At 67.9% G+C, this 17957-nt stretch carries 20 protein-coding genes; 9 read left to right on the top strand and 11 right to left on the bottom strand.

All coding sequences use genetic code 11. From position 1 onward, the window contains the following. Window positions 1–2 precede the first annotated feature (2 nt). Entirely contained in the window at window positions 3–794 is a 792-nt protein-coding gene (locus AC5P56_RS19180; RefSeq protein ID WP_288495082.1) for an alpha/beta fold hydrolase, read from the bottom strand. 341 nt (window positions 795–1135) lie between these two features. Here AC5P56_RS19180 and AC5P56_RS19175 point away from each other — a divergent pair, with 341 nt between their 5' ends. The 5 genes from AC5P56_RS19175 to AC5P56_RS19155 all read left to right on the top strand — a co-directional run bounded on the left by AC5P56_RS19175 (window position 1136) and on the right by AC5P56_RS19155 (window position 4701). Further along, the gene (locus AC5P56_RS19175) at window positions 1136–1780 is read left to right on the top strand and encodes an HvfX family Cu-binding RiPP maturation protein (protein WP_014646323.1); all 645 of its coding nucleotides are present in this window, start codon (window positions 1136–1138) and stop codon (window positions 1778–1780) included. 95 nt (window positions 1781–1875) lie between these two features. After that, window positions 1876–2352, top strand: coding sequence for an HvfA family oxazolone/thioamide-modified RiPP metallophore (locus AC5P56_RS19170; RefSeq protein ID WP_014646322.1), 477 nt, complete (start codon window positions 1876–1878; stop codon window positions 2350–2352). A gap of 54 nt (window positions 2353–2406) precedes the next feature. After that, the gene (locus tag AC5P56_RS19165; protein WP_046429440.1) at window positions 2407–3252 is read left to right on the top strand and encodes an HvfB family MNIO-type RiPP peptide maturase; all 846 of its coding nucleotides are present in this window, start codon (window positions 2407–2409) and stop codon (window positions 3250–3252) included. Continuing rightward, complete coding sequence (locus tag AC5P56_RS19160; protein WP_111205843.1) at window positions 3245–3979, top strand: HvfC family RiPP maturation protein; 735 nt, start codon at window positions 3245–3247, stop codon at window positions 3977–3979. The genes AC5P56_RS19165 and AC5P56_RS19160 overlap by 8 nt, the downstream gene beginning before the upstream one ends. An 83-nt stretch (window positions 3980–4062) precedes the next feature. Beyond that, window positions 4063–4701: a ferric reductase-like transmembrane domain-containing protein gene (locus AC5P56_RS19155; RefSeq protein ID WP_014646319.1), complete on the top strand. Its 639-nt coding sequence runs from the start codon at window positions 4063–4065 to the stop codon at window positions 4699–4701. 55 nt (window positions 4702–4756) lie between these two features. Here the strand turns inward: AC5P56_RS19155 and AC5P56_RS19150 are convergent, their stop codons facing one another. The 5 genes from AC5P56_RS19150 to AC5P56_RS19130 form a co-directional block, all read right to left on the bottom strand. Further along, window positions 4757–5893: a metallophosphoesterase gene (locus tag AC5P56_RS19150; RefSeq protein ID WP_495219905.1), complete on the bottom strand. Its 1137-nt coding sequence runs from the start codon at window positions 5891–5893 to the stop codon at window positions 4757–4759. Between the two features lie 120 nt (window positions 5894–6013). Further along, complete coding sequence (locus tag AC5P56_RS19145; RefSeq protein ID WP_227863618.1) at window positions 6014–7555, bottom strand: TerC family protein; 1542 nt, start codon at window positions 7553–7555, stop codon at window positions 6014–6016. Window positions 7556–7598: 43 nt separating this feature from the next. Next, window positions 7599–7823 (bottom strand): helix-turn-helix domain-containing protein, encoded by a 225-nt coding sequence (locus AC5P56_RS19140; protein WP_012479411.1) that lies wholly within the window; start codon window positions 7821–7823, stop codon window positions 7599–7601. Then, on the bottom strand, window positions 7823–8290 hold the full coding sequence (locus AC5P56_RS19135) for a DUF2975 domain-containing protein (RefSeq protein WP_041864087.1): 468 nt from the start codon (window positions 8288–8290) through the stop codon (window positions 7823–7825). The genes AC5P56_RS19140 and AC5P56_RS19135 overlap by 1 nt, the downstream gene beginning before the upstream one ends. 209 nt (window positions 8291–8499) lie before the next feature. Then, window positions 8500–9081, bottom strand: a complete 582-nt coding sequence (locus AC5P56_RS19130) for an NMCC_0638 family (lipo)protein (protein WP_046429431.1) — start codon at window positions 9079–9081, stop codon at window positions 8500–8502. A 145-nt stretch (window positions 9082–9226) separates the two neighbouring features. On the opposite strand from AC5P56_RS19130, the gene AC5P56_RS19125 reads away from it, so the two are divergent. Both AC5P56_RS19125 and AC5P56_RS19120 read left to right on the top strand, forming a co-directional pair. After that, window positions 9227–9538 (top strand): metalloregulator ArsR/SmtB family transcription factor, encoded by a 312-nt coding sequence (locus AC5P56_RS19125; RefSeq protein ID WP_004147836.1) that lies wholly within the window; start codon window positions 9227–9229, stop codon window positions 9536–9538. A 24-nt stretch (window positions 9539–9562) separates the two neighbouring features. Then, on the top strand, window positions 9563–10957 hold the full coding sequence (locus AC5P56_RS19120; protein WP_445392227.1) for a DUF2867 domain-containing protein: 1395 nt from the start codon (window positions 9563–9565) through the stop codon (window positions 10955–10957). A gap of 38 nt (window positions 10958–10995) precedes the next feature. Here the strand turns inward: AC5P56_RS19120 and AC5P56_RS19115 are convergent, their stop codons facing one another. Next, window positions 10996–11427, bottom strand: coding sequence for a pyridoxamine 5'-phosphate oxidase family protein (locus AC5P56_RS19115; RefSeq protein ID WP_495231854.1), 432 nt, complete (start codon window positions 11425–11427; stop codon window positions 10996–10998). Between the two features lie 285 nt (window positions 11428–11712). Here AC5P56_RS19115 and AC5P56_RS19110 point away from each other — a divergent pair, with 285 nt between their 5' ends. Together AC5P56_RS19110 and AC5P56_RS19105 are read left to right on the top strand one after the other, a co-directional pair. Next, window positions 11713–12150 (top strand): hypothetical protein, encoded by a 438-nt coding sequence (locus tag AC5P56_RS19110; RefSeq protein ID WP_046429425.1) that lies wholly within the window; start codon window positions 11713–11715, stop codon window positions 12148–12150. A 36-nt stretch (window positions 12151–12186) separates the two neighbouring features. Beyond that, window positions 12187–12693: a PaaI family thioesterase gene (locus tag AC5P56_RS19105; protein WP_046429424.1), complete on the top strand. Its 507-nt coding sequence runs from the start codon at window positions 12187–12189 to the stop codon at window positions 12691–12693. Window positions 12694–12702: 9 nt separating this feature from the next. Here AC5P56_RS19105 and AC5P56_RS19100 read toward each other — a convergent pair whose 3' ends face one another. The 4 genes from AC5P56_RS19100 to AC5P56_RS19085 form a co-directional block, all read right to left on the bottom strand. Further along, entirely contained in the window at window positions 12703–14445 is a 1743-nt protein-coding gene (locus tag AC5P56_RS19100) for a GGDEF domain-containing protein (protein ID WP_126411822.1), read from the bottom strand. A 164-nt stretch (window positions 14446–14609) separates the two neighbouring features. After that, on the bottom strand, window positions 14610–15635 hold the full coding sequence (locus AC5P56_RS19095; protein WP_032961540.1) for an AI-2E family transporter: 1026 nt from the start codon (window positions 15633–15635) through the stop codon (window positions 14610–14612). 106 nt (window positions 15636–15741) lie between these two features. After that, a complete protein-coding gene (locus AC5P56_RS19090) occupies window positions 15742–16794 on the bottom strand; it encodes a sensor domain-containing diguanylate cyclase (RefSeq protein WP_014646308.1) in 1053 nt (350 codons plus the stop codon). Window positions 16795–16938: 144 nt separating this feature from the next. Next, window positions 16939–17946, bottom strand: coding sequence for a LacI family DNA-binding transcriptional regulator (locus AC5P56_RS19085; protein WP_046429416.1), 1008 nt, complete (start codon window positions 17944–17946; stop codon window positions 16939–16941). Between the last annotated feature and the right edge of the window lie 11 nt (window positions 17947–17957).

Here is a 17957-nt window from a genome sequence, read left to right as displayed (position 1 = left end):
GCTCAGCCCCCCTGCTCGGCCAGTGGCAGTTCCGCCGGCTTCACCCCCGCCGCTTCCAGGATACTGTCGGCCACCTGCGCCGGATGCGAAAGCAGCGACACATGGCTGCTGCCGATCGATTGCAGCTGCGCGCCAATGCGCTTTGCGGTGGCGGCCTGCAGCTGCGGCGACAGCATGCGATCGTCACGGCTGAGCACGTACCAGCTCGGCTTGCTGCGCCACGCCGCAACGTTCACTACTTCGCCCAGCGCGCTGGCCTTCAACGGGACCTGCGTGCTGTACAGCAGTGCGGCCGACTTCTTCATCACGTCCGGCGCGAAGTCCTGGGCGACAGCGTCAGCCGGCAACGTCAGGTAGCCGTCCCTTTCCTGCAGGCGGGTCAGGCCCGGACCGACCGGGAAGCCTTCGCCCTGTTGCGCCGATGATTGCCCTGCATCCGGTGCGAACGCCGCCACATACACCAGCGCCTGCACCTTCGGGTCATTGCCCGCTTCGGTGATGACCGTGCCACCCCAGCTGTGGCCGACCAGCACCACCTTGCCAGGCGCAGCGGCAATCGCACGACGGGTGGCGGCGACGTCGTCGGCCAACGAGGTGAGCGGATTCTGGACGGCCACCGCCGGCAGCTTCCAGTCATGCAGGGTGCTGATGACCTTGCTCCAGCTGGAGCCATCAGCGAACGCGCCGTGCACCAGGATGACGGTGGGCGGTGCAGCGGTATCGGCCCGGGCAGCGAAGGCAGGGGCGGCGGCGGCAAGGGCGAGAGCGGCGGCCAGCAAGCAGGTACGGATCATGGGGGCACTCCGGAGTTGGGAGTGGCCATTTCCGCCTGCCGGTGTATCGGCGCTGTTTCTCCGCAGCGCGGAGTTGTACCGGACTGTAGGGCGCAGGCGGGTTTCTACAGTGGGATACATTCGCGCGCCGGTCCTGGCCGGGCGCTTTCGGGTGGATATCGCTGCCCGCACGCGGGCGCGCAACGCCCCGATGCGCATCCGCGCATCGTCTTTGTATCTGACTGTACGAAACCCCGGCCGCGGCCACAGTCGCTGACAAAACCCCGGGCAACGGCACACGTTGCCGATACCTGCGCCGCCTGGAATGGCTTCCATCGACCACTGGCCCGCAGGACACCACCATGATCAGCACCGCTTCTTCCGTGTATACGCCCCGCCTGGACGCCGTCGGCCGCTGGCTCTCGCCGTTGGCGCTGCGCACCCTGCTGGCCTGGGAGTTCTTTGAATCCGGCCGCGAGAAGCTGGGCGGCCAGAACTGGTTCGCCGACCTGGAAGGCCGCTTCCCGTTCCCGTTCTCCACACTGCCCGCGTCGCTGAACTGGCAGCTGGCCACGTGGCTGGAACTGGTGGGTGCGGTGATGCTGCTGCTCGGCCTGGCCACGCGCTCGGTGGCCTACGTCTTCTGGGTACTCACCATCGTTGCCATCGCCGCCGTGCACTGGCCCGACCAATGGAACGGCCTGGGTGAACTCTGGCAGGGCTATGCGATCACCGACCAGGGCTACGGCAACTTCAAGCTGCCGTTGCTGTTCCTGGCCATGCTGCTGCCACTGATCCTCAACGGCGGTGGCGCACTCAGCGTGGACCGGCTGCTGGCCGGGTCCGGCCGTGCCACGGCACGCAATGACGGCCTGGGTTGGGGCGTCAGCCTGATCGCCCTGCTGCTGCCGGTTGCCGCGCTGTTGCCCGGCATCGGCTTCGGCGGTGCCCTGCTCGGCGGTGTGCTGGTGCTGGGCCATCTGCTGCGCCGTCGCCGCGCCGCCTGAGCCGACTCCCCTGTTCCCGCGCGTTTCGCTTTCCGTCGCCTCTTCGGCGGCGTCCATCCCGCACGCCCCGCGTGCTTTCCCAAGGAGTCACCACCATGTCCATCTCGACCAAGAACACCTCTTCCTCCCGCCTGCCGCGCATCGGTGCCATCGGCATCGCCCTGGCCGGTGGCCTGCTGCTGGCCGGCCAGGCCGCGGCGATCCAGCCGCTGGCGATCAGCGCGGTGGCCATGAGCGCCGCCGCCGAAGGCAAGTGCGGTGAAGGCAAGTGCGGGGCCAACAAGGCCACCACCGGCAAGCCCGCCGGCAAGGCCAAGGTGGCCGAGGGCCAGTGTGGCGAAGGCAAGTGCGGCGACGCCTCGTTTGCCCGCACTGATCGCGACCACGACGGCAAGGTCTCGCGTGCCGAATTCAACGCTGTGGCCGCCAAGCGTGCCGCCGAGTTCGACCGCATCGACACCGACCACGACGGTTACATCAGCGAGCAGGAAGCGCACGACTACCTGCGCAGCGTCTACACCGCCAACGGCAAGCCGATGCCGAAGGGCCTGTTCTCCCGCGTTGCCGATTGATCGACGTTCACCCGGCGCCGCCTTCAAGGCGGCGCTCTCTGTGGAGCATCCGCCATGTCCCTGCCCCTGCCCACCCATGCCGCCGGTCTTGGCCTGCGCCGTGGCCTGATCGACGAACTGCTGGCCATGCCGGCCGGTGCCATCGACTTCCTCGAAGTCTCCCCCGACAACTGGATCGGCGTCGGCGGTGCACACGGCAACGCGCTGCGCCAACTCAGCGAGCGCCACCCCTTGACCTGCCACGGCCTGTCGCTGTCGCTTGGCGGTCCTGATCCGCTGGACCGCACCCTGCTGGCACAGACCCGTGCCTTCCTCGACCTGCACCAGGTGCAGCTGTACAGCGAACACCTGAGCTACTGCGCCGCCGGTGGCCATGTCTACGACCTGCTGCCACTGCCGTTCACCGCCGAGGCCGTTCACCATGTCGCCGGCCGTATCGCCCAGGTGCAGGACATGCTGGGCCGGCGCATCGCCGTGGAGAACATTTCCTACTACGCCGTTGCCGGCGCGGACATGAGCGAGATCGACTTCATCAACGCCGTGCTCGCCGAAGCCGACTGCGACCTGCTGCTGGACGTCAACAACGTCTTCGTCAATGCCTGCAACAACGGTTACGACGCCTTCGAATTCCTGGCCCACGTGCCGTCCCACCGTGTCGCCTCGCTGCACGTAGCGGGCCACTTCGATGAAGACGACGGCTTCAAGATCGATACCCATGGTGCGCCGGTGAAAGGCGTGGTCTGGGCGCTGTTGCGCGAGGCCTACATGCGGGTGGGCGTGCGTCCCACGCTGCTCGAGCGCGACTTCAACTTCCCGCCGCTGGCCGGGTTGCTGGCCGAGGTCGCGCAGATCCGCCAGGCACAGGCTGAGGCACGTTGGCCGGAGGTGGCCCATGGCTGAGCCGCTGGCTACCCTGCAACGGCGCTGGGCCGATCATGTGCGGGACCCTGCAAAGACCGCACCCGATGGCGTGGAGGCGCGCAGGCTGGCGGTATACCGCCGCCTGTGCATCGACAGCCTGGACACCCTGCTGGCCGGCAGCCTGCCGCGACTGCAACAGCAGTTGGGCACGTCGCGCTGGCGCGACACCGTGGCGCACTACTACGCCCACCACGCCTGCCAGACCCCGTTGTTCCCGCGGATCGCCGGCGAGTTCGCGGCCTGGCTGGCAGTACAGGACACGCTGGCACTGCCGGGCTGGGCGGCGGAACTGGCGCACTACGAGAGCACGCAGCAGTCGCTGCACATTGAAGCGCGTGGCGCTGGGTGTCTGCTGCAGCGCGTACCCGAGGACAGTGATGTGCTGGCGGTTTCGCCGCTGGTGCGGGTGCTTGGGTACCGGTGGCCGGTGCATGAAGACGAGGGGCTGGAACCGGTGCTGGGCGCAGCTCCCACGCTGCTGGTGATCCAGCGCCGCGCCGATTTCAGCCTGAAGGTCGAGCAACCGTCACCGCTGGCCTACGCGCTGCTTTCGGTCTTCGGTGACGACGGCGCGCGTGTGGATGAGGCACTGCAGGCGCTGTCCGAAACACATGACGTGGCAACGGACGCATTGCGTGCTGCCTGCGTGCCCGTTCTTGGCGAGCTGTGCACGGCGGGGGTGCTGGTTGCATTGCCTGCTTTCTGAGGTTGCCGGCCAGCGGCCGGCACTACCCGTTCATTGACCGGCAAGCGGCCGGCACTACCCGCCCCCTACTTCGAGGTCTCATCATGGCTGCTTCCAACATTTCCTTCCTGCACGGCTGGCGCCTGTTCGTAGCCATCGCCGTGGTCCTGATCGCGTTCGCACTGACCGCCTTCGCCCTGTATCCCGATGCAGCCGAAGGGAGCCGCGCGGCGATCCGGCTCACCGCCCGCACATCGTTCCTGCTGTTCCTGGCGGCATTCACGGCATCCTCCTTCGCCACCCTGCTGCCCGGCCCGTTCACCCGGTTCCTGCTGCGTGAACGGCGCATCATCGGTCTGTCCTTCGCGTTCTCGCACCTGCTGCACGCAGTCGCCATCACCAGTTTCGGCATCCTCAACCCGGCGTTCTGGCCAGCACGCTCCGCGCTGGCCAACCTCCCGGGCACGGTGGGCTACATCGCCATCCTGGCGCTGGCCATCACCTCGCACCGGGGGCTCGCCCGGCGCATGGGACCCACCGCCTGGCGTCGCCTGCACGTCACCGGCATGTGGATCATCGCGGCGGTGTTCACCTACTCGTACTTCAAGCGCGTGCCCGGCAACTTCTGGTATGCGGTGCCGTCGGCGCTGCTGTTCACCGCCTTCGTGGTGCGCTGGATCGCCAAGCGGGCGCAGGCCCTGCGTCGAAGTGCGCATGCGCGGCCGCCGCTGCGGGCGGCCTGACGGGCCGGGGTCAGATCCCTTTGCCAAAGGCAAAGGGATCTGACCCCACATCAGGTCAAGGCGCGCGGCGCAGCGTGATCAGGGTGATCTCCGAAGGCACGCCGATGCGCGCCGGGAAACCGGCCCAGAGGCCCGCGCCGTTGCCCACGTACAGCGTCATCCCCTCCACGTCGTAGCGGCCGGAGACAAAGCCACCATTGGCCCGCTTCACCAGCTGGTCCATGCCGATGATCTGCCCGCCGTGGGTATGCCCGGACAATTGCAGCTTTACCCCGCGCGCCGCCGCCTCGCGCGCATTGCGCGGGCGGTGGTCAAGCAGGATCACCGGTGCAGAGGGATCGGCACCGGCCAGTGCAGCGTCCAGATCCGGCAGCGGCAGGCCGTAGCGTGCGGCCACCGGATCGGTGACACCGGCGATGGTCAGCGCCGCGTCGCCGCGCCGCACCTGCAGGTGGCTGTTCTCAAGCACCTGCATGCGCAGCGCGCGGAACGCCTGCATCCATTGCTGATACTGCGCGTAGTACTCATGGTTGCCGGTGATGGCAATGACGCCGTCCGGCGCCTGCAGATCGGCCAACGGGCGCGCGTCGTCACGGCGGGCCTCGACGCTGCCGTCGATCAGGTCGCCAGTGATCACGATCAGGTCCGGCTTCAGCGCGTTGCTCTCGTCCACCACCCTGCGCACCCAGTCGCCGGTCAGCAGGCGGCTGGCGTGGATGTCGGTCAGCTGCAGCACGCGATAGCCGTCGAACGCAGCAGGCAGATCCTTGATCGCCACGTCGATCTGCCTGGGCTGGGGCACGGCCATGCCCTGGCTGACGCCATAGCCACTCACAAGCAGCGCCAGCAGGCCAGCCAACGGCCGCAGCTTCGAGGCGCGCAGGGCCGATACGATGCACGGCCAACGCAGCAGGCGCGAAAGCAGCAGGCCCACATCCAGCACCAGCATCAGCAACGCCAGCAGCAGCACCGCCGTGGAGCCGGTGGCCAGGACGGCGATGGCCATCCTCGGGATTTCCGGTGATGCCATCGTGCCCCAGAAGGTGGCCACGATGCGCAGCTGCACGGCCATGGCCACCACCAGCAGCGAGAGCACGACCTTCAACCCGATGGGCATGCGCAGCGGCCAGAACAGGCGCCAGGCCACATACAGGCCCATCAACAAACCGATCGTACTCAGCACTGCAACCATCCATGACAGAAAGCGGGCCCGCCATGGTGACGGCTGCGGGTCGTGTTGTGTAGAGCCGCGCCCATGCTCGGCTTCTCGACACGCAGCCGGGCATGGGCCCGGCTCTACAACAACAGGCGGTCAGGCCATTCCGTCGAGGCGCTCCACCCGCAGGCGGGCGATACGGCGCTTCTCCATTGCCAGCACGGTGATGCGCACGCCGGCCACCTCCACCGCGTCGCCGACGTCCGGCAGGCGGCCCAGCTGCTCCAGCACCAGACCCGAGATGGTCATGTAGTCGGCACTGCGGGGCAGCGACACGCCCGCCAAACGCTGCAGGTCGTCCAGGGTCAGCGCACCATCGGCCTCCCATTGATCCTCGCCCTGCGCCACCACGCCATAGCGCTCGTCCTGGGTATCGACCAGGTCACCGGCAATCGCCGCCAGCAGGTCGTTGGCGGTCACCAGGCCCTCCACGCTGCCGTACTCGTCCACCGCCACCGCCAGCGGCACCGGATGCTGGCGGATCAGTTCCAGCGCCTGCAGCGCACTGGCAGTGGACAGAACGTACTGCGGTTCGCGCAGGTTGCCCTCCAGCTGCAGTGGCTTGCCCTGCAGCAGGTCGGCCAGCACGTCCCGGCTCTGCACCACGCCACGCAGGCTGTCCAGGTCACCGTCGCCGACCAGCAGGCGCGTATGCGGCGAGGCCACCAGGCGCGCCACCACATCCTCCTGACCACGCGCCAGGTCGATCCATTGCACGTCGGCACGCACAGTCATCACGCTCGACACCGGACGATCGGCCAGGCCCAGCACGCTGCGGATCATTTCGTGCTCCGCCGGCTGCAGGCGCTCGTCGGCGTCCACCTGCTCGTCCACGCCTTCGTCGTCGTTGCCGTTCGCTGGACGCGCGCCCAGCATCCTCAGCACGGCATCGGCGGTGCGCTGGCGGAACGGCTGGCGGCGCTCGTTGCGCTCACGGTTGAAACGCACCCACTGGTTGAACGCCTCGACCAGGATCGAGAAAGCGATCGCTGCGTACAGGTAGCCCTTCGGGATCTTGTAGCCCAGGCCTTCAGCCACCAGGCTGAAGCCGATCATCAGCAGGAAGCCCAGGCACAGCACCACCACGGTGGGATGCTTGTTGACGAAGCGGGTCAGCGGCTTGCTGGCCAGCAGCATCAGCGCCATGGCGATGGTCACGGCCGCATACATCACGCCCAGGTTGTCGACCATGCCGACGGCGGTGATCACCGAGTCCAGCGAGAACACCGCGTCGAGCACCACGATCTGTGCCACCACCATCGCGAAGCTGGCATAGACCTTCTTGCCATCCTCGTGATGCGCGCGGCCTTCCAGCCGTTCGTGCAGTTCCATGGTGCCCTTGAACAGCAGGAACAGGCCACCGCCCAGCAGGATCAGGTCGCGCCCGGAGAAGCTGCGGTCGAACAAGGTCACCAGCGGCTCGGTCAACTTCATGATCCAGGCCAGCGCCGCCAGCAGCACCAGCCGCATCAGCAGTGCCAGCGCCAGGCCGATCACCCGCGCGCGGTCGCGCTGGTGCGGCGGCAGCTTGTCGGCAAGGATCGCAATGAACACCAGGTTGTCGATGCCGAGAACGATCTCCAGCACGACCAGGGTTGCAAGGCCCATCCATATCGAGGGGTCAGCCAACCATTCCATTTCAGGTCCGTTTCGTCAGTGGGTAAGGGAAAAGGGCGTCCACTCAGTCGGCATCCTGCGCCTGCGCCGGGTCATGCCCAAGCAGGTCGCCGGGCGTGCACTGCAGCTCGCGGCAGATCGCATCCAGCGTGGAAAAGCGGATGGCTCGCGCCTTGCCGGTCTTCAGGATCGACAGGTTCGCCAGGGTGATGTCGATGCGCCCGGCCAGCTCGGACAGGGTCATGCCCCGTGCCTGCAGCATGCGGTCCAGGGTGATGACGATCGCCATCAGATGACACCATCGAGGTCATCGCGCATCGCCGCGCCCACGGCGAACACGCGTGCGAGCACGAACAGCATCAGCACCGCCACCAGCCCAGTGATCGACATGCCGCCGCCCACCTCCATCCAGGTGAAATCCGGGCCCATCCAGGCCGCGTAGGCACCGATCAGGATCGACAGCAGTTCCATTGCCAGCATCAGCCAGGCCATGCGCTGCAGGCGCTGTGCATTGGCATGGGTGAACGGCCGCTCGCGCGCCGCCGACTTCAGCAGCCTCAGCAGATGGCGCAGGAACAGCAGGCACAGCACCAGCAGCGCGACGATCGCGCCCAGGCCCAGGCAGAAGTGCAGGAACAGGTCGTTGCCATGCGCGGCGGCGGCCTCGGCGTCATGCACGCTGTCGAGCAGCCAGCGGCGGTCATGGGCGACCAGGGGCACCGCCAGCAGTGCGGCCAGGATGCCCAGCCAGCACATCGCCCGGACGGCCTGTACGGCGGCCTGGGCCAGGGTGAACAAGCCTCGCGCGGGTCTGGCGCGGGCGGGACGAGCGGTCAAGCGGCCTCCGGCATTGGGGTGGCCTCGCCGCCCCAGGGTGGATTTATCGATAAACGATATAACACATCCTGCGTGAAAGGCTGAATCGCGGGCATGGTCCACCGGCTGGGCGCGGGCCCCGGCAGGCGTTACGGGGTGGGAGCCGCGGGTTCGAGCATCGCGTCCCCCGGCGTCACCGAGGCCATCGCCTGTACGCCGGCCTCGGCCGCCTGCCGCGTCACCAGCCGGAAGCGCACCTGCAGCTTGGCCTGCCCCGGCGTGGCCCAGCCGTATTGGATCGCCACCTGGTCGGCCGACAGCGGACCACGGCCCGGCAGCGAGCGCGCCTGCAATGGCTTCGGTGCCGCCTGCACCAGCCGTGCGAAGCCCTTCTGCACCACCGCCGCATCGGCCTTTTCCGCATACACCGAGCAGGTGCCGTCGTCGGCCCAGCTGACCGCATAACGGCCGCTGGCCAGCGGCACCATCCAGGCCACGCCCGACTGCCCCTGCAGCAACGTTGCCGCTTCGGCAGGCTGCAGCGGTGACAGCCCGTTGGATTCCATCAGCGACTGCAACCGCGCCGGCGCGCCGATGTGCTGCATGCAGGCGGTATCGAACAACTCGCTGAAGGGATCCTGCGCCGGGGCCTTGGCCTTGGGAGTACGCGCGGGTTGCGCCACCGCCAGGGTGGGCAGCAGGGCCAAAGCCAGCCAGAACGCAGGACGCATCGGGATTCCACGCTACGGAAAACAGCAGGGAGGATGGCAAAGCCCGGGCGCGCCGCGCAATGGGTCATGGCTTGACAGTCTCATGGCTTGACAGTCTTAAGCTGCGGGAGCAACATTAATTAACGAATTAGTTAATTCCCTCGCCATGGACCGCATCTTCGAAGCCCTTGCCTCCACCGCCCGCCGGCAGATCCTGGCCTATCTCAGCGCCGGCGAGCTCAGCGCGGGCGAGCTGGCCGAGCGCTTCGACTTCAGCAAGCCGGCGTTGTCCAGCCACCTGCGCATCCTCGAGGAAGCCGGACTGATCGAACGCGAGAAACGCGGCCAGTTCGTGTACTTCAGGCAGGTACCCGACCGTTTGGCCAACACGTTGTTCTCGTGGGCGGCCGAAGTCTGCCCGGTCGGCGGCCCGCTCAAGCGTGAAGCCCGCGCCCGCCGCAAGTCCCCCGCCCGCTGATCCGCCCCGCCAAGGAGCATGACCATGCCTGGTTCGACCCGCGATCGCCGTTCGTTTCCAGCAGTGCAGCTTCCGGCACAGGACGGCGGCAGTCCGACCGAAGTCACCCTGATCGCGCAGCTCGGCATCGGTGCCGGCGACGCGCTGGTGAGTGACGCCGGCCAGCGTCAGCGCCACCACCCGGCGTTCATCGATGCGTTGGATGAACCTTCGGCGCGACTGGGTGGCATGCACCTGCAGCACGGGGATGCCTCCTCGCTGTACAGCTTCACCGTCGGTGCCGGTGGCCACCCGTTTCATCGCCATGCAGGCCCGCGCATGTTCACCGCCATCGCCGGCAGCGCGGGAGCCGAGCTGCGTTTCGCTACCGCCTCCGACGCGCAGCTGGCAGCAGGTCCTGGTGCCTTCGCGCGCACGCTTCGGCGCGTCCGCATCCCACCGGACTGCCTGTTTACCGTGCGCTTCGGCGGCGGCACCTGGCACCAGTTCGCGTCGAACCATCCTGCCCATCCGGCGCTGTTTGCGCTGTCCTGCCACAGCGATGAACTGGCAGGCCGAATGAGCGAGCAGACCCGTACGCAGGTGGAGCGCAATGCCGCCGATATCCCCAGCCTGACCGAGGTGCTTCCGGAATCGTACTGGCCTTCGTGCACCTCGCTTGCGGCGGCACCGCTGTTGCAGCTGTCGCTGCAGGCGGCACCTCCCAGCGTGTGCGCGCACCTGTGCGCGCGTACCCGTGCCCTGCTCGGCCCGCTGCGCCGCATCCCCATGCGGCCGCTGCGCGGGTTCGTCGAACGTGCCACACCGGCCTATCCCATCCATTCGCGGCCCGCGCCCACCGATGGCCTGCTGACCACAGCGCTGCCGCACAGCCACTACCAGGACCTGACCACCCTGTGCCTGGAACCCTCGCAGGTGGTCCACCGTTCCGCGTCGGCGCTGCTGGCCGACGTACTGGAGGGCTTCCTGCGCAATCCACCCAGCGGCGTAGGCCAGCTGATGGCGCTGCGAAACCGACTGGTGGCACCGTTGCGGTTGCGCACGTCGCCGCTGGGATGCCCGGTGTCGTCATTGCTGTCGACCGATCGCAGCCGGTTGTTCGCTGGTCGATTCCCGGTGCTGGATTCGCACATCGATACGCAGGACAACGACGCCGAAGTCCTGCTCGGCGCCGACGATCGGCACCTGCGTTTCCGCAGCAGCGTGCGCGTGCAGCGGCATCGCGATGGACATGTCGAGATCAGCCTGGGCTCACGCGTGCAGACCCTCAATGCGTTCGGCGGCATGTACATGGCCCTGATCGACGCCGGGCACCGGCACTATGTCGCACCGGCACTGCTGCGGCGTGCGGTGGAGCACGCCTTGGCACCGGAACTGGCCAACCTTGAGGATCCGGCAGCACACCCTGCGCGCTGCTGACCCTGGAACGCGATGCGCCGGGCGCTGCGCGGTTCCGGTCAGATCACGATTTCGCCCTCGTCCTCGCCATCCCAGTAGTGGATGCGGCTGGCGCGCACGTGAATCAGCACCAGTCCCGGTGTATCCACGCCCTGTTCGAACCAGCGCTCCAGGTCCTTCACCCAGTGCTGGCTCATCGTGGCCCGGTCGCGCACCAGCACAGCCCTGCCCTGAACGTGCACGAACAGCGGCGGCTTGCCCAGCAGCGACTTGCTGCCGGAAAAACCCAGCGCAACGGCGGGGTCAGCTTCAATCTCGCGCACCATGTCGGTGTCTTCGGTGGTGAAGAACCAGCTGTCACCGTCATAGTCCACGTCGCCATTGTTGCTCATCGGACGGCCGGCAATCGCTCCACCGGCGTGGGTCTGCAGCAGGCTGAAATCAATGCCGGCCATTTTCCTGGCCAGTTCGGGCAGGGTGAGCTGGGTCATGGCGTCGTCCTTCATGGAATGGAATCCCAGCGTCTGCGCAGCGCGGTGACCTGGGCGTGGAGGGGTAGTTGCGGCCTCTTCACAGGAAACGAGATAGAGCGCATGGCGCGTACGTGACGCATTCCTCACCACCACACTGGCGTTAACGGCAGATGGAGGAACGGCCCTGCAAGCCGCGACACGCCCCCAACGGCGTGCTGCCCCAGAATCGCGCAACCCCGTGGCGCGACCGGCATGGCTGCCGGTACAAACGCGGCCTTTCCTCCGCAACCGCATGGCCTCCACATGGACCTGTCCGCCTGGCTCGCGTTCGGCTGCTACCTGTTGGCGTTCTTCATTGTCTGCCTGTTTGCTGCGGCCTATCTGAAACGCTCCGACTTCATGCCCTACCACGGCCAGGCCGTGGACAGGCCGTGGGCACAGATCGACCCCCGCATGCAGGTGCTGCTGATGGCACTCATCCGCGTGGTCGGCGCTGCCTGGATCGCACTGGCCGGTGCCGGCGTGATGCTGGCCTGGTTGATCTTCTTCGGAGGTCACTTCGCACTGCCGCAGCTGCTGGCGTTCCAGCTGTTCTGCCTGGTCGCCACCCTGCCGCCGGTCCTGGTCGCTTCCGGCGTGCGGCGACGCACCGGTGCGCGTACACCGGTGCCCGCCGGCGCCGCGGTGGTGCTGCTGTCGGTCATCGGATTCGTGCTGGCCCTGTTGTCGCTACCGCAGTGAGTTCTTTTTCTCCCCTCTCCCCCGCGAGGCTCCACGATGAATCCCGAATCGATCTTCTACAGCGTGGTCAACGGTGATCTTCCACGCTCCCAGGCCGGCACCCTGCTCGGCTGGCGCTTCGTCGGTTACGACGATGCACTGCGCCGCATCCAGGTCGAGTTCGAGGCCGGGCCGGTGCTCACCAACCCGATGGGCAACGTGCAGGGCGGTTTCCTGTCAGCGATGCTGGACGACTGCATGGGGCCAGCGATCTACGCCACCCTGCCTGCCAACCGCATCGCGGTCACGGTCGAATCCAAGACCAGTTTCGTCAGCCCCGCACGGCCCGGGCGGATCATCGGCTGGGGCGAAGTCGAGCACAGCAAGGGCAGCATCGCCTTCACCCGCGGCTGGCTGACCGACCCGGCCGGCAAGGTGCTGGCCACTGCCAGCGCCACCTTCCGCGTGGGTGCGCTGCGCTGGCGTGGACTCTCGGTGCCGCGTCCCATCGCGCGCCGGATGATTGCGCGCACGCTGCGGCGCGTGCATGCGCAGATCGGCTGATGGGTGCCGTCAACGTGCGTTGCGGCCGCCGCCGGCCACGCGCACGCGGTCGCGGCCCTGCGCCTTGGCCTGGTACATGGCCGCGTCGGCGGCACGCAGCAGGGTGCGCCAGCCCAGCGCGTCGGTGCCGCCCTCGGCCACACCGAAGCTGGCGGTGACGCGCAGCACCTTGCCACCGACCAGGGCGATGTCCAGCCGCTGCAGCGCCACCCGCAGCGACTCGGCCAGCTGGCGGCCACCGGCCAGATCACCGTCGGCCAGCAACACGAGAAACTCCTCGCCACCATAGCGGGCAATGCTGTCGCTGCGGCGCAGGTGGCGCTGCAGCAGCTGCGCCACCTGCACCAGCACCTCGTCACCGGCGTCATGCCCGTGGCCATCGTTGATCGCCTTGAAGCGGTCCACGTCCAGCAGGATCACCACCGCGCTGTTGCCACCGTCGGCATGACGCTGCTGCACCAACTCGTCCAGCGCGCGCCGGTTCAACAGCCCGGTCAGCTCATCGGTGCCGGCCAGCTGGCGCAGCTCGCTGGTCAATGCCGAGCGCTCGCGCGACTTCTCGCGCAGCACTTCGATGGCATCGAACAGGCGCTGCATCTCGGCCAGCGGGTGGGTCACATGCTGCTCCGGGCCGGGCGCTTCCGAGGCGATCTGGATGACCTGCTTCTGCGCCTGCAGCAGCGGCCGCAGGATCTGAAGATGCGCGATGCGCAGCGCCACGCCCAGCACCACCAGCGTGCCCAGCACCGTCGCCACCAGCACCACCAGGCGCGTCGCTTCGCGATTGCGGGTGCGCTCGAAACGGGCGATGGACACGCTCAGGTAGCCGTCCCGCAGCGCTTCCAGCGACCGCAGGGTCGGCACGTAGCGAGTGGTGAATTCGGCGGTGGTCCACGGCGGCGGCACGCCGCGCCGGCCATCCTCGATCAACTGTTCGATCATCGGCAGCGATTCGCCGAAGAACTGCCGGCGCGCCATGTCCCAATGCCAGGACAGCGCCGGATCACTGCGGAACACCGCTTCATGGCTGCCTGCCAGCCGCCACAGCTCCAGCAGGCGGCCTTCGGTCTGCAATGCCGCCCGCACCTGTTCGTCACGCCAGGCCCCCGGTACCGCCACCGGCGCCATCACGTTCGAGGCCAGGCGGCCGCCATGCTCGCGCAGGTCGATCAGCACCTGGCCCTGCATCGCCGGAATCGCCGCTTCGCGGTCGGCGCTGACCAGCACGTTGATCTGCGCCGAGGTCAGCACGTGCAGGCGATCAACCACGGCGAACATGCTGCTGATCGCGCGCTCCACGTCCTCCACCTGGCGCGCGCCATGCGGCTGTGCCGCCACCCGGTCCACCGCGGCCCGCGCCGATTGCAGGCGACGTTGCGCATCGGCCAGCAGCCCGTGTTCGTCGACCGCGCCCGGGTCAGCGTTGAACACGGTGTCCAGGCGTTGCAGGGCGGTATCGACCCGCTTGCGCGCGACTGCCAGCTCCGCCGCCAGCCGGGCCTGTTCGCCCGCATCGGCCGTGTCGGCCCCGAGCAGGCTGTTGGCGGGGCCGCGCTCGGCCGACACCAGGTTGGCCAGGTCGAAGGTCTGCCGCAGCTGGCGCAGGCTGACCAGGTTGTCCTCGGCGGCAGTGAAGCGCAGCGTGCCCTGCACCAGCGCGATGGCCATCAATGGCAGCGTACAGACTACGAACAGCCCGGCCAGGATCCAGACCCAGGTCCGCAATCCGATGGGCGACGCCTTGCGGGCCATGCACATTTCCCCTGTAGTGCACAACACTGTAGCGGCCGCCTGCACAGGCGCCAAGCCGCTACCGGATCAATCGTTGCCATGGGTATACCGCGCCCGCCGCGAACGCACCGACAAAGGCCGCACGGGTTGTCGAATCGGGGCAAATTACGTCATGCCCCGCCGCGTCAGATCCAGCGCTGGTCGACCAGTTCGCGCTTCACGTAGGCATAGAACACCGGTGCGGCGACCAGGCCCGGCAGGCCGAAGGCCGCCTCCATCACCAGCATGGCCAGCAGCAGCTCCCAGGCACGCGCCTGGATCTCGCCACCGACGATGCGCGCGTTGAGGAAGTACTCCAGCTTGTGGATCACGATCAGGTACAGCAGCGCCGCCACCGCCACATAGAACGAGACCGACAGCGCGACGATGGCGATGATCGTGTTGGAAATGATGTTGCCCACCACCGGCAGCAGGCCGGCCAGGAAGGTGATCAGCACCAGGGTCTTAGACAGCGGCAGGTGCACGCCGAACAACGGCAGCACGCCCAGCAGGAAGATGGCGGTGAACACGGTGTTCAGCAGCGAGATCTTCACCTGCGCGAACACCACCTGGCGGAACGCGGTGGCCAGGCGGCTGGTGCGCCCGACCAGCTCCTGCGCCAGCGGGCCCATCTTCGGCAGCGGCAGTTCGTCATACAGCGCGATCATCGCGCCCAGCACCATACCGATCAGTACGCGTACACCGACCTGTACCACCGAGGTACCGGCCACGCCCAGCTGCCGCTGGTGCTCGGCAGCCCAGTCGTTCAGCGCCGCGCGCAACGCCGGCATGTCTTCGGGAATGTAGGGTTGCAGCAGCGCCGGCACCTGGTGCCGCGAAGTGTTGAGGATCTCCATCAGGCGCGCCAGCAATGCGTCCGGGCCGCCGGTCTCGTTGCGGAAGAACGAGGCCACGCCGATGCCGGCCAGTACCAGCCCGCTGATGATGATCGCCGACAGCACGATCACTGCGATCGCTCGTGCCCGCCCCGGCGGCAGCTTGCCCTCCACGGTGGAGGCCAGCACGTGCGTCAGCTGGAACACCAGCAGGCCGGACAGCAGGGTCACCACCAGGCCCAGCTTCAGCGCCAGCCACATGCCCAGCAGCATCATCAGCCACGCCGCGATCCTTGGAATGGGGGGCTTGGGCTGGGCAACGAGAGCGTCTTGCATGGGAGCGCGTCCGGGCGGGGTGGCCCATGGTAGAGGATTGGCGTGCCGATTCCGCGTGCAGGATGAACCGGCATTTCACCCTCGTTCGGCGGCGGCCGTGCCGCACTCACTCGCCGTAGCTGGCCGTGTTCTTGCCCTGCCGCTTGGCGTGGTACAGCGCGCGGTCGGCCAGTGCCAACCAGTCCTCGACACTGCCGCCACGCGGTGTGGCGGCAATGCCGATACTGACGCTGAACTCCACACCCGGCGTGGCCTGCTGCGCGGCCTCCAGCAGGTGCAGGCGCACCCGCTCGGCCACGTGCATCGCATCGACGGGTGCGCAGTCGCGCAGCAGCACCACGAACTCATCGCCCCCCAGCCGCGCGGGCGTATCACCGGGCCGGGCAAAGGTGCGCAATGTCGCCGCGATATGCCGCAGTACCTCGTCACCGGCGCGGTGGCCATGCGAGTCATTGATGCGCTTGAAATCATCCACATCGAGCATCAGCAGGCAGGCAAAACCGCCCTGGCCCTGTGCCCGGTCCAGCGCCTGCTGCGCACGCAGGATCAGGAAGCCACGGTTAGCCAGCTCGACCAGCGGGTCCATCCGGCTGAGCCGCTGCAGCTGACGGTTCTGCGATTTGACCCGGCGCGCCAGCTGCCAGCTGAGAATGCTGAGGCCGATGCCATACACGAACAGGAACGGGACACTCAGCACGATCGTGCGCTGCGAGGTGACCGGCTGGTAAGGGAAGCCGAGCAACCACCAGGTGAGTGCGAAGCCCAGCAGCAGGGCCAGCGTGGCGCGCATCGCCAGGCGCACGCCACCGGCGGCGATCTTGTCGGCCACCAGCAGCGCGGCGAACAGTGCGCTGGGCACCGCGCTCAACGCCATGAAGGCGATCCAGCCACCGCCGAAGAAGGAGTCGGCCACCATGCAACGGAACTGGACGACCGCCGGCTGGCGGGAGCGCTGGGTCAGCCGCAGTGCCAGTGCCGGCCACGCCAGCGCGTTGAGCAGCAGCAGGACCCAGGCCAGCCCGCCGTCATGGCGTTCAAGCATGATCGAAGCGATGGGGATCGCCCCCAGCCCATTGCCGACGAAACGCATCCAGCCGATGCGACGTGCCGCGCCAATGCCTTCGACCGCGCCTTCCGCCGAATCGGTGAAGAATGGCATTGCCGACCCCCTTGCGCGATCGCACCTGGTGCTACGGCCCTTGCCGGGCTGCCTGCGATGAGTCTGACAGCTTTGCGTCAATTCGGGATCAAGGTTGCGCGATATCGCGCGGGCCGCTGCCGCTGCCCCTCCCGCTCCCCGTGGTTACCCGGGGCGGGGCGCAGCCGTCGAGCCACGCAGCTTGAAGCTGAACTCCAGCGTCTGCTGAAGCGGCACATCGACGTGCTCGATGATGGCGAGCAGCAGGTTGACCGCACGCTCGCCAATCTCCCGCATCGGCTGCCGGATGGTCGTCAGCGGGGGCGTGAGGTAGCGGGAGGACGCCAGATCATCGAAGCCGACCACGGACAGCTCGTCCGGCACGCGGATGCCCAGGTCCCGGCAAGCGGCCAGGGTACCCAGTGCCATCTGGTCACTGAAGCAGAACACCGCGGTCGGCGCGGCCGTGCCATCCAGCAGCGCCATCGCCGCTGCATGGCCGGATTCCACGGAAAAGTCACCCGGCACGATGCTCAGCTGGCGCAGGCGGCCACGCGCCTTGCCGGCCGCGCGGACCCCTTCCAGCCGTTGCTGGTGCAGGGGATTGTCAGGCGGCCCGCCGACCACCGCAATCCGTTCGTGTCCCAGCCCGTACAGATGCTCCATCACCGCGCGTGCGGCGGCGGCGTTGTCGATGTGGACGCTGGGGATGCCCAGCGCGGGGTCGAACTCGCAGCCGTTGACCACCGGTGCGGCGGCGCCGCGCTGCTCGACGATCTCGCGCGCGGTCGGTGGCAGGCGATGGCCCAGCACGATCATGCCGTCGGCCTCGTTGCGCCGGAGCATCTGCGCGTAGCGCTCCTCACGATCGGGTTGATGCTGGGTATCGCCCAGCAGGACCGCATAGCCCACCGCCTGCGCGGCCTCCTCCGCCCCCTGCAGGATCTGCGCGAAGAACGGATTGGCGATGTCCGGGACGGTGACGAGGATCTTGCCGCTGCGCTGGGTCTTGAGCGTGCGCGCCACCGTGTTGGGCACATAGCCCAGTGCGGCGGCGGCCTGCTCGATGCGCGCGCGGGTGGCCGGCAGCACCTTGTCCGGCCGGGAAAGCGCGCGCGACACCGTACCGGCGGACACGCCGACGTGTTTTGCGATGTCGTAGATGGTGGCCATGGCGTTAGTCC

The organism is Stenotrophomonas sp. YJH_SMC_131 (assembly GCF_059367975.1).
The sequence above is the reverse complement of the archived record's forward strand: the minus strand, read 5'-3'. Positions and strand labels throughout refer to the sequence as shown.

Coding starts and splice junctions, on each gene's coding strand:
- AC5P56_RS19120 (WP_445392227.1), top strand. CDS start 9,563: ATGCCTGGTTCGACCCGCGATCGCCGTTCGTTTCCAGCAGTGCAGCTT.
- AC5P56_RS19155 (WP_014646319.1), top strand. CDS start 4,063: ATGGCTGCTTCCAACATTTCCTTCCTGCACGGCTGGCGCCTGTTCGTA.
- AC5P56_RS19175 (WP_014646323.1), top strand. CDS start 1,136: ATGATCAGCACCGCTTCTTCCGTGTATACGCCCCGCCTGGACGCCGTC.
- AC5P56_RS19160 (WP_111205843.1), top strand. CDS start 3,245: ATGGCTGAGCCGCTGGCTACCCTGCAACGGCGCTGGGCCGATCATGTG.
- AC5P56_RS19150 (WP_495219905.1), bottom strand. CDS start 5,893: ATGGTTGCAGTGCTGAGTACGATCGGTTTGTTGATGGGCCTGTATGTG.
- AC5P56_RS19125 (WP_004147836.1), top strand. CDS start 9,227: ATGGACCGCATCTTCGAAGCCCTTGCCTCCACCGCCCGCCGGCAGATC.
- AC5P56_RS19180 (WP_288495082.1), bottom strand. CDS start 794: ATGATCCGTACCTGCTTGCTGGCCGCCGCTCTCGCCCTTGCCGCCGCC.
- AC5P56_RS19115 (WP_495231854.1), bottom strand. CDS start 11,427: ATGACCCAGCTCACCCTGCCCGAACTGGCCAGGAAAATGGCCGGCATT.
- AC5P56_RS19140 (WP_012479411.1), bottom strand. CDS start 7,823: ATGGCGATCGTCATCACCCTGGACCGCATGCTGCAGGCACGGGGCATG.
- AC5P56_RS19095 (WP_032961540.1), bottom strand. CDS start 15,635: ATGCAAGACGCTCTCGTTGCCCAGCCCAAGCCCCCCATTCCAAGGATC.
- AC5P56_RS19090 (WP_014646308.1), bottom strand. CDS start 16,794: ATGCCATTCTTCACCGATTCGGCGGAAGGCGCGGTCGAAGGCATTGGC.
- AC5P56_RS19110 (WP_046429425.1), top strand. CDS start 11,713: ATGGACCTGTCCGCCTGGCTCGCGTTCGGCTGCTACCTGTTGGCGTTC.
- AC5P56_RS19170 (WP_014646322.1), top strand. CDS start 1,876: ATGTCCATCTCGACCAAGAACACCTCTTCCTCCCGCCTGCCGCGCATC.
- AC5P56_RS19105 (WP_046429424.1), top strand. CDS start 12,187: ATGAATCCCGAATCGATCTTCTACAGCGTGGTCAACGGTGATCTTCCA.
- AC5P56_RS19145 (WP_227863618.1), bottom strand. CDS start 7,555: ATGGAATGGTTGGCTGACCCCTCGATATGGATGGGCCTTGCAACCCTG.
- AC5P56_RS19135 (WP_041864087.1), bottom strand. CDS start 8,290: ATGTGCTGGCTGGGCATCCTGGCCGCACTGCTGGCGGTGCCCCTGGTC.
- AC5P56_RS19130 (WP_046429431.1), bottom strand. CDS start 9,081: ATGCGTCCTGCGTTCTGGCTGGCTTTGGCCCTGCTGCCCACCCTGGCG.
- AC5P56_RS19100 (WP_126411822.1), bottom strand. CDS start 14,445: ATGGCCCGCAAGGCGTCGCCCATCGGATTGCGGACCTGGGTCTGGATC.
- AC5P56_RS19165 (WP_046429440.1), top strand. CDS start 2,407: ATGTCCCTGCCCCTGCCCACCCATGCCGCCGGTCTTGGCCTGCGCCGT.
- AC5P56_RS19085 (WP_046429416.1), bottom strand. CDS start 17,946: ATGGCCACCATCTACGACATCGCAAAACACGTCGGCGTGTCCGCCGGT.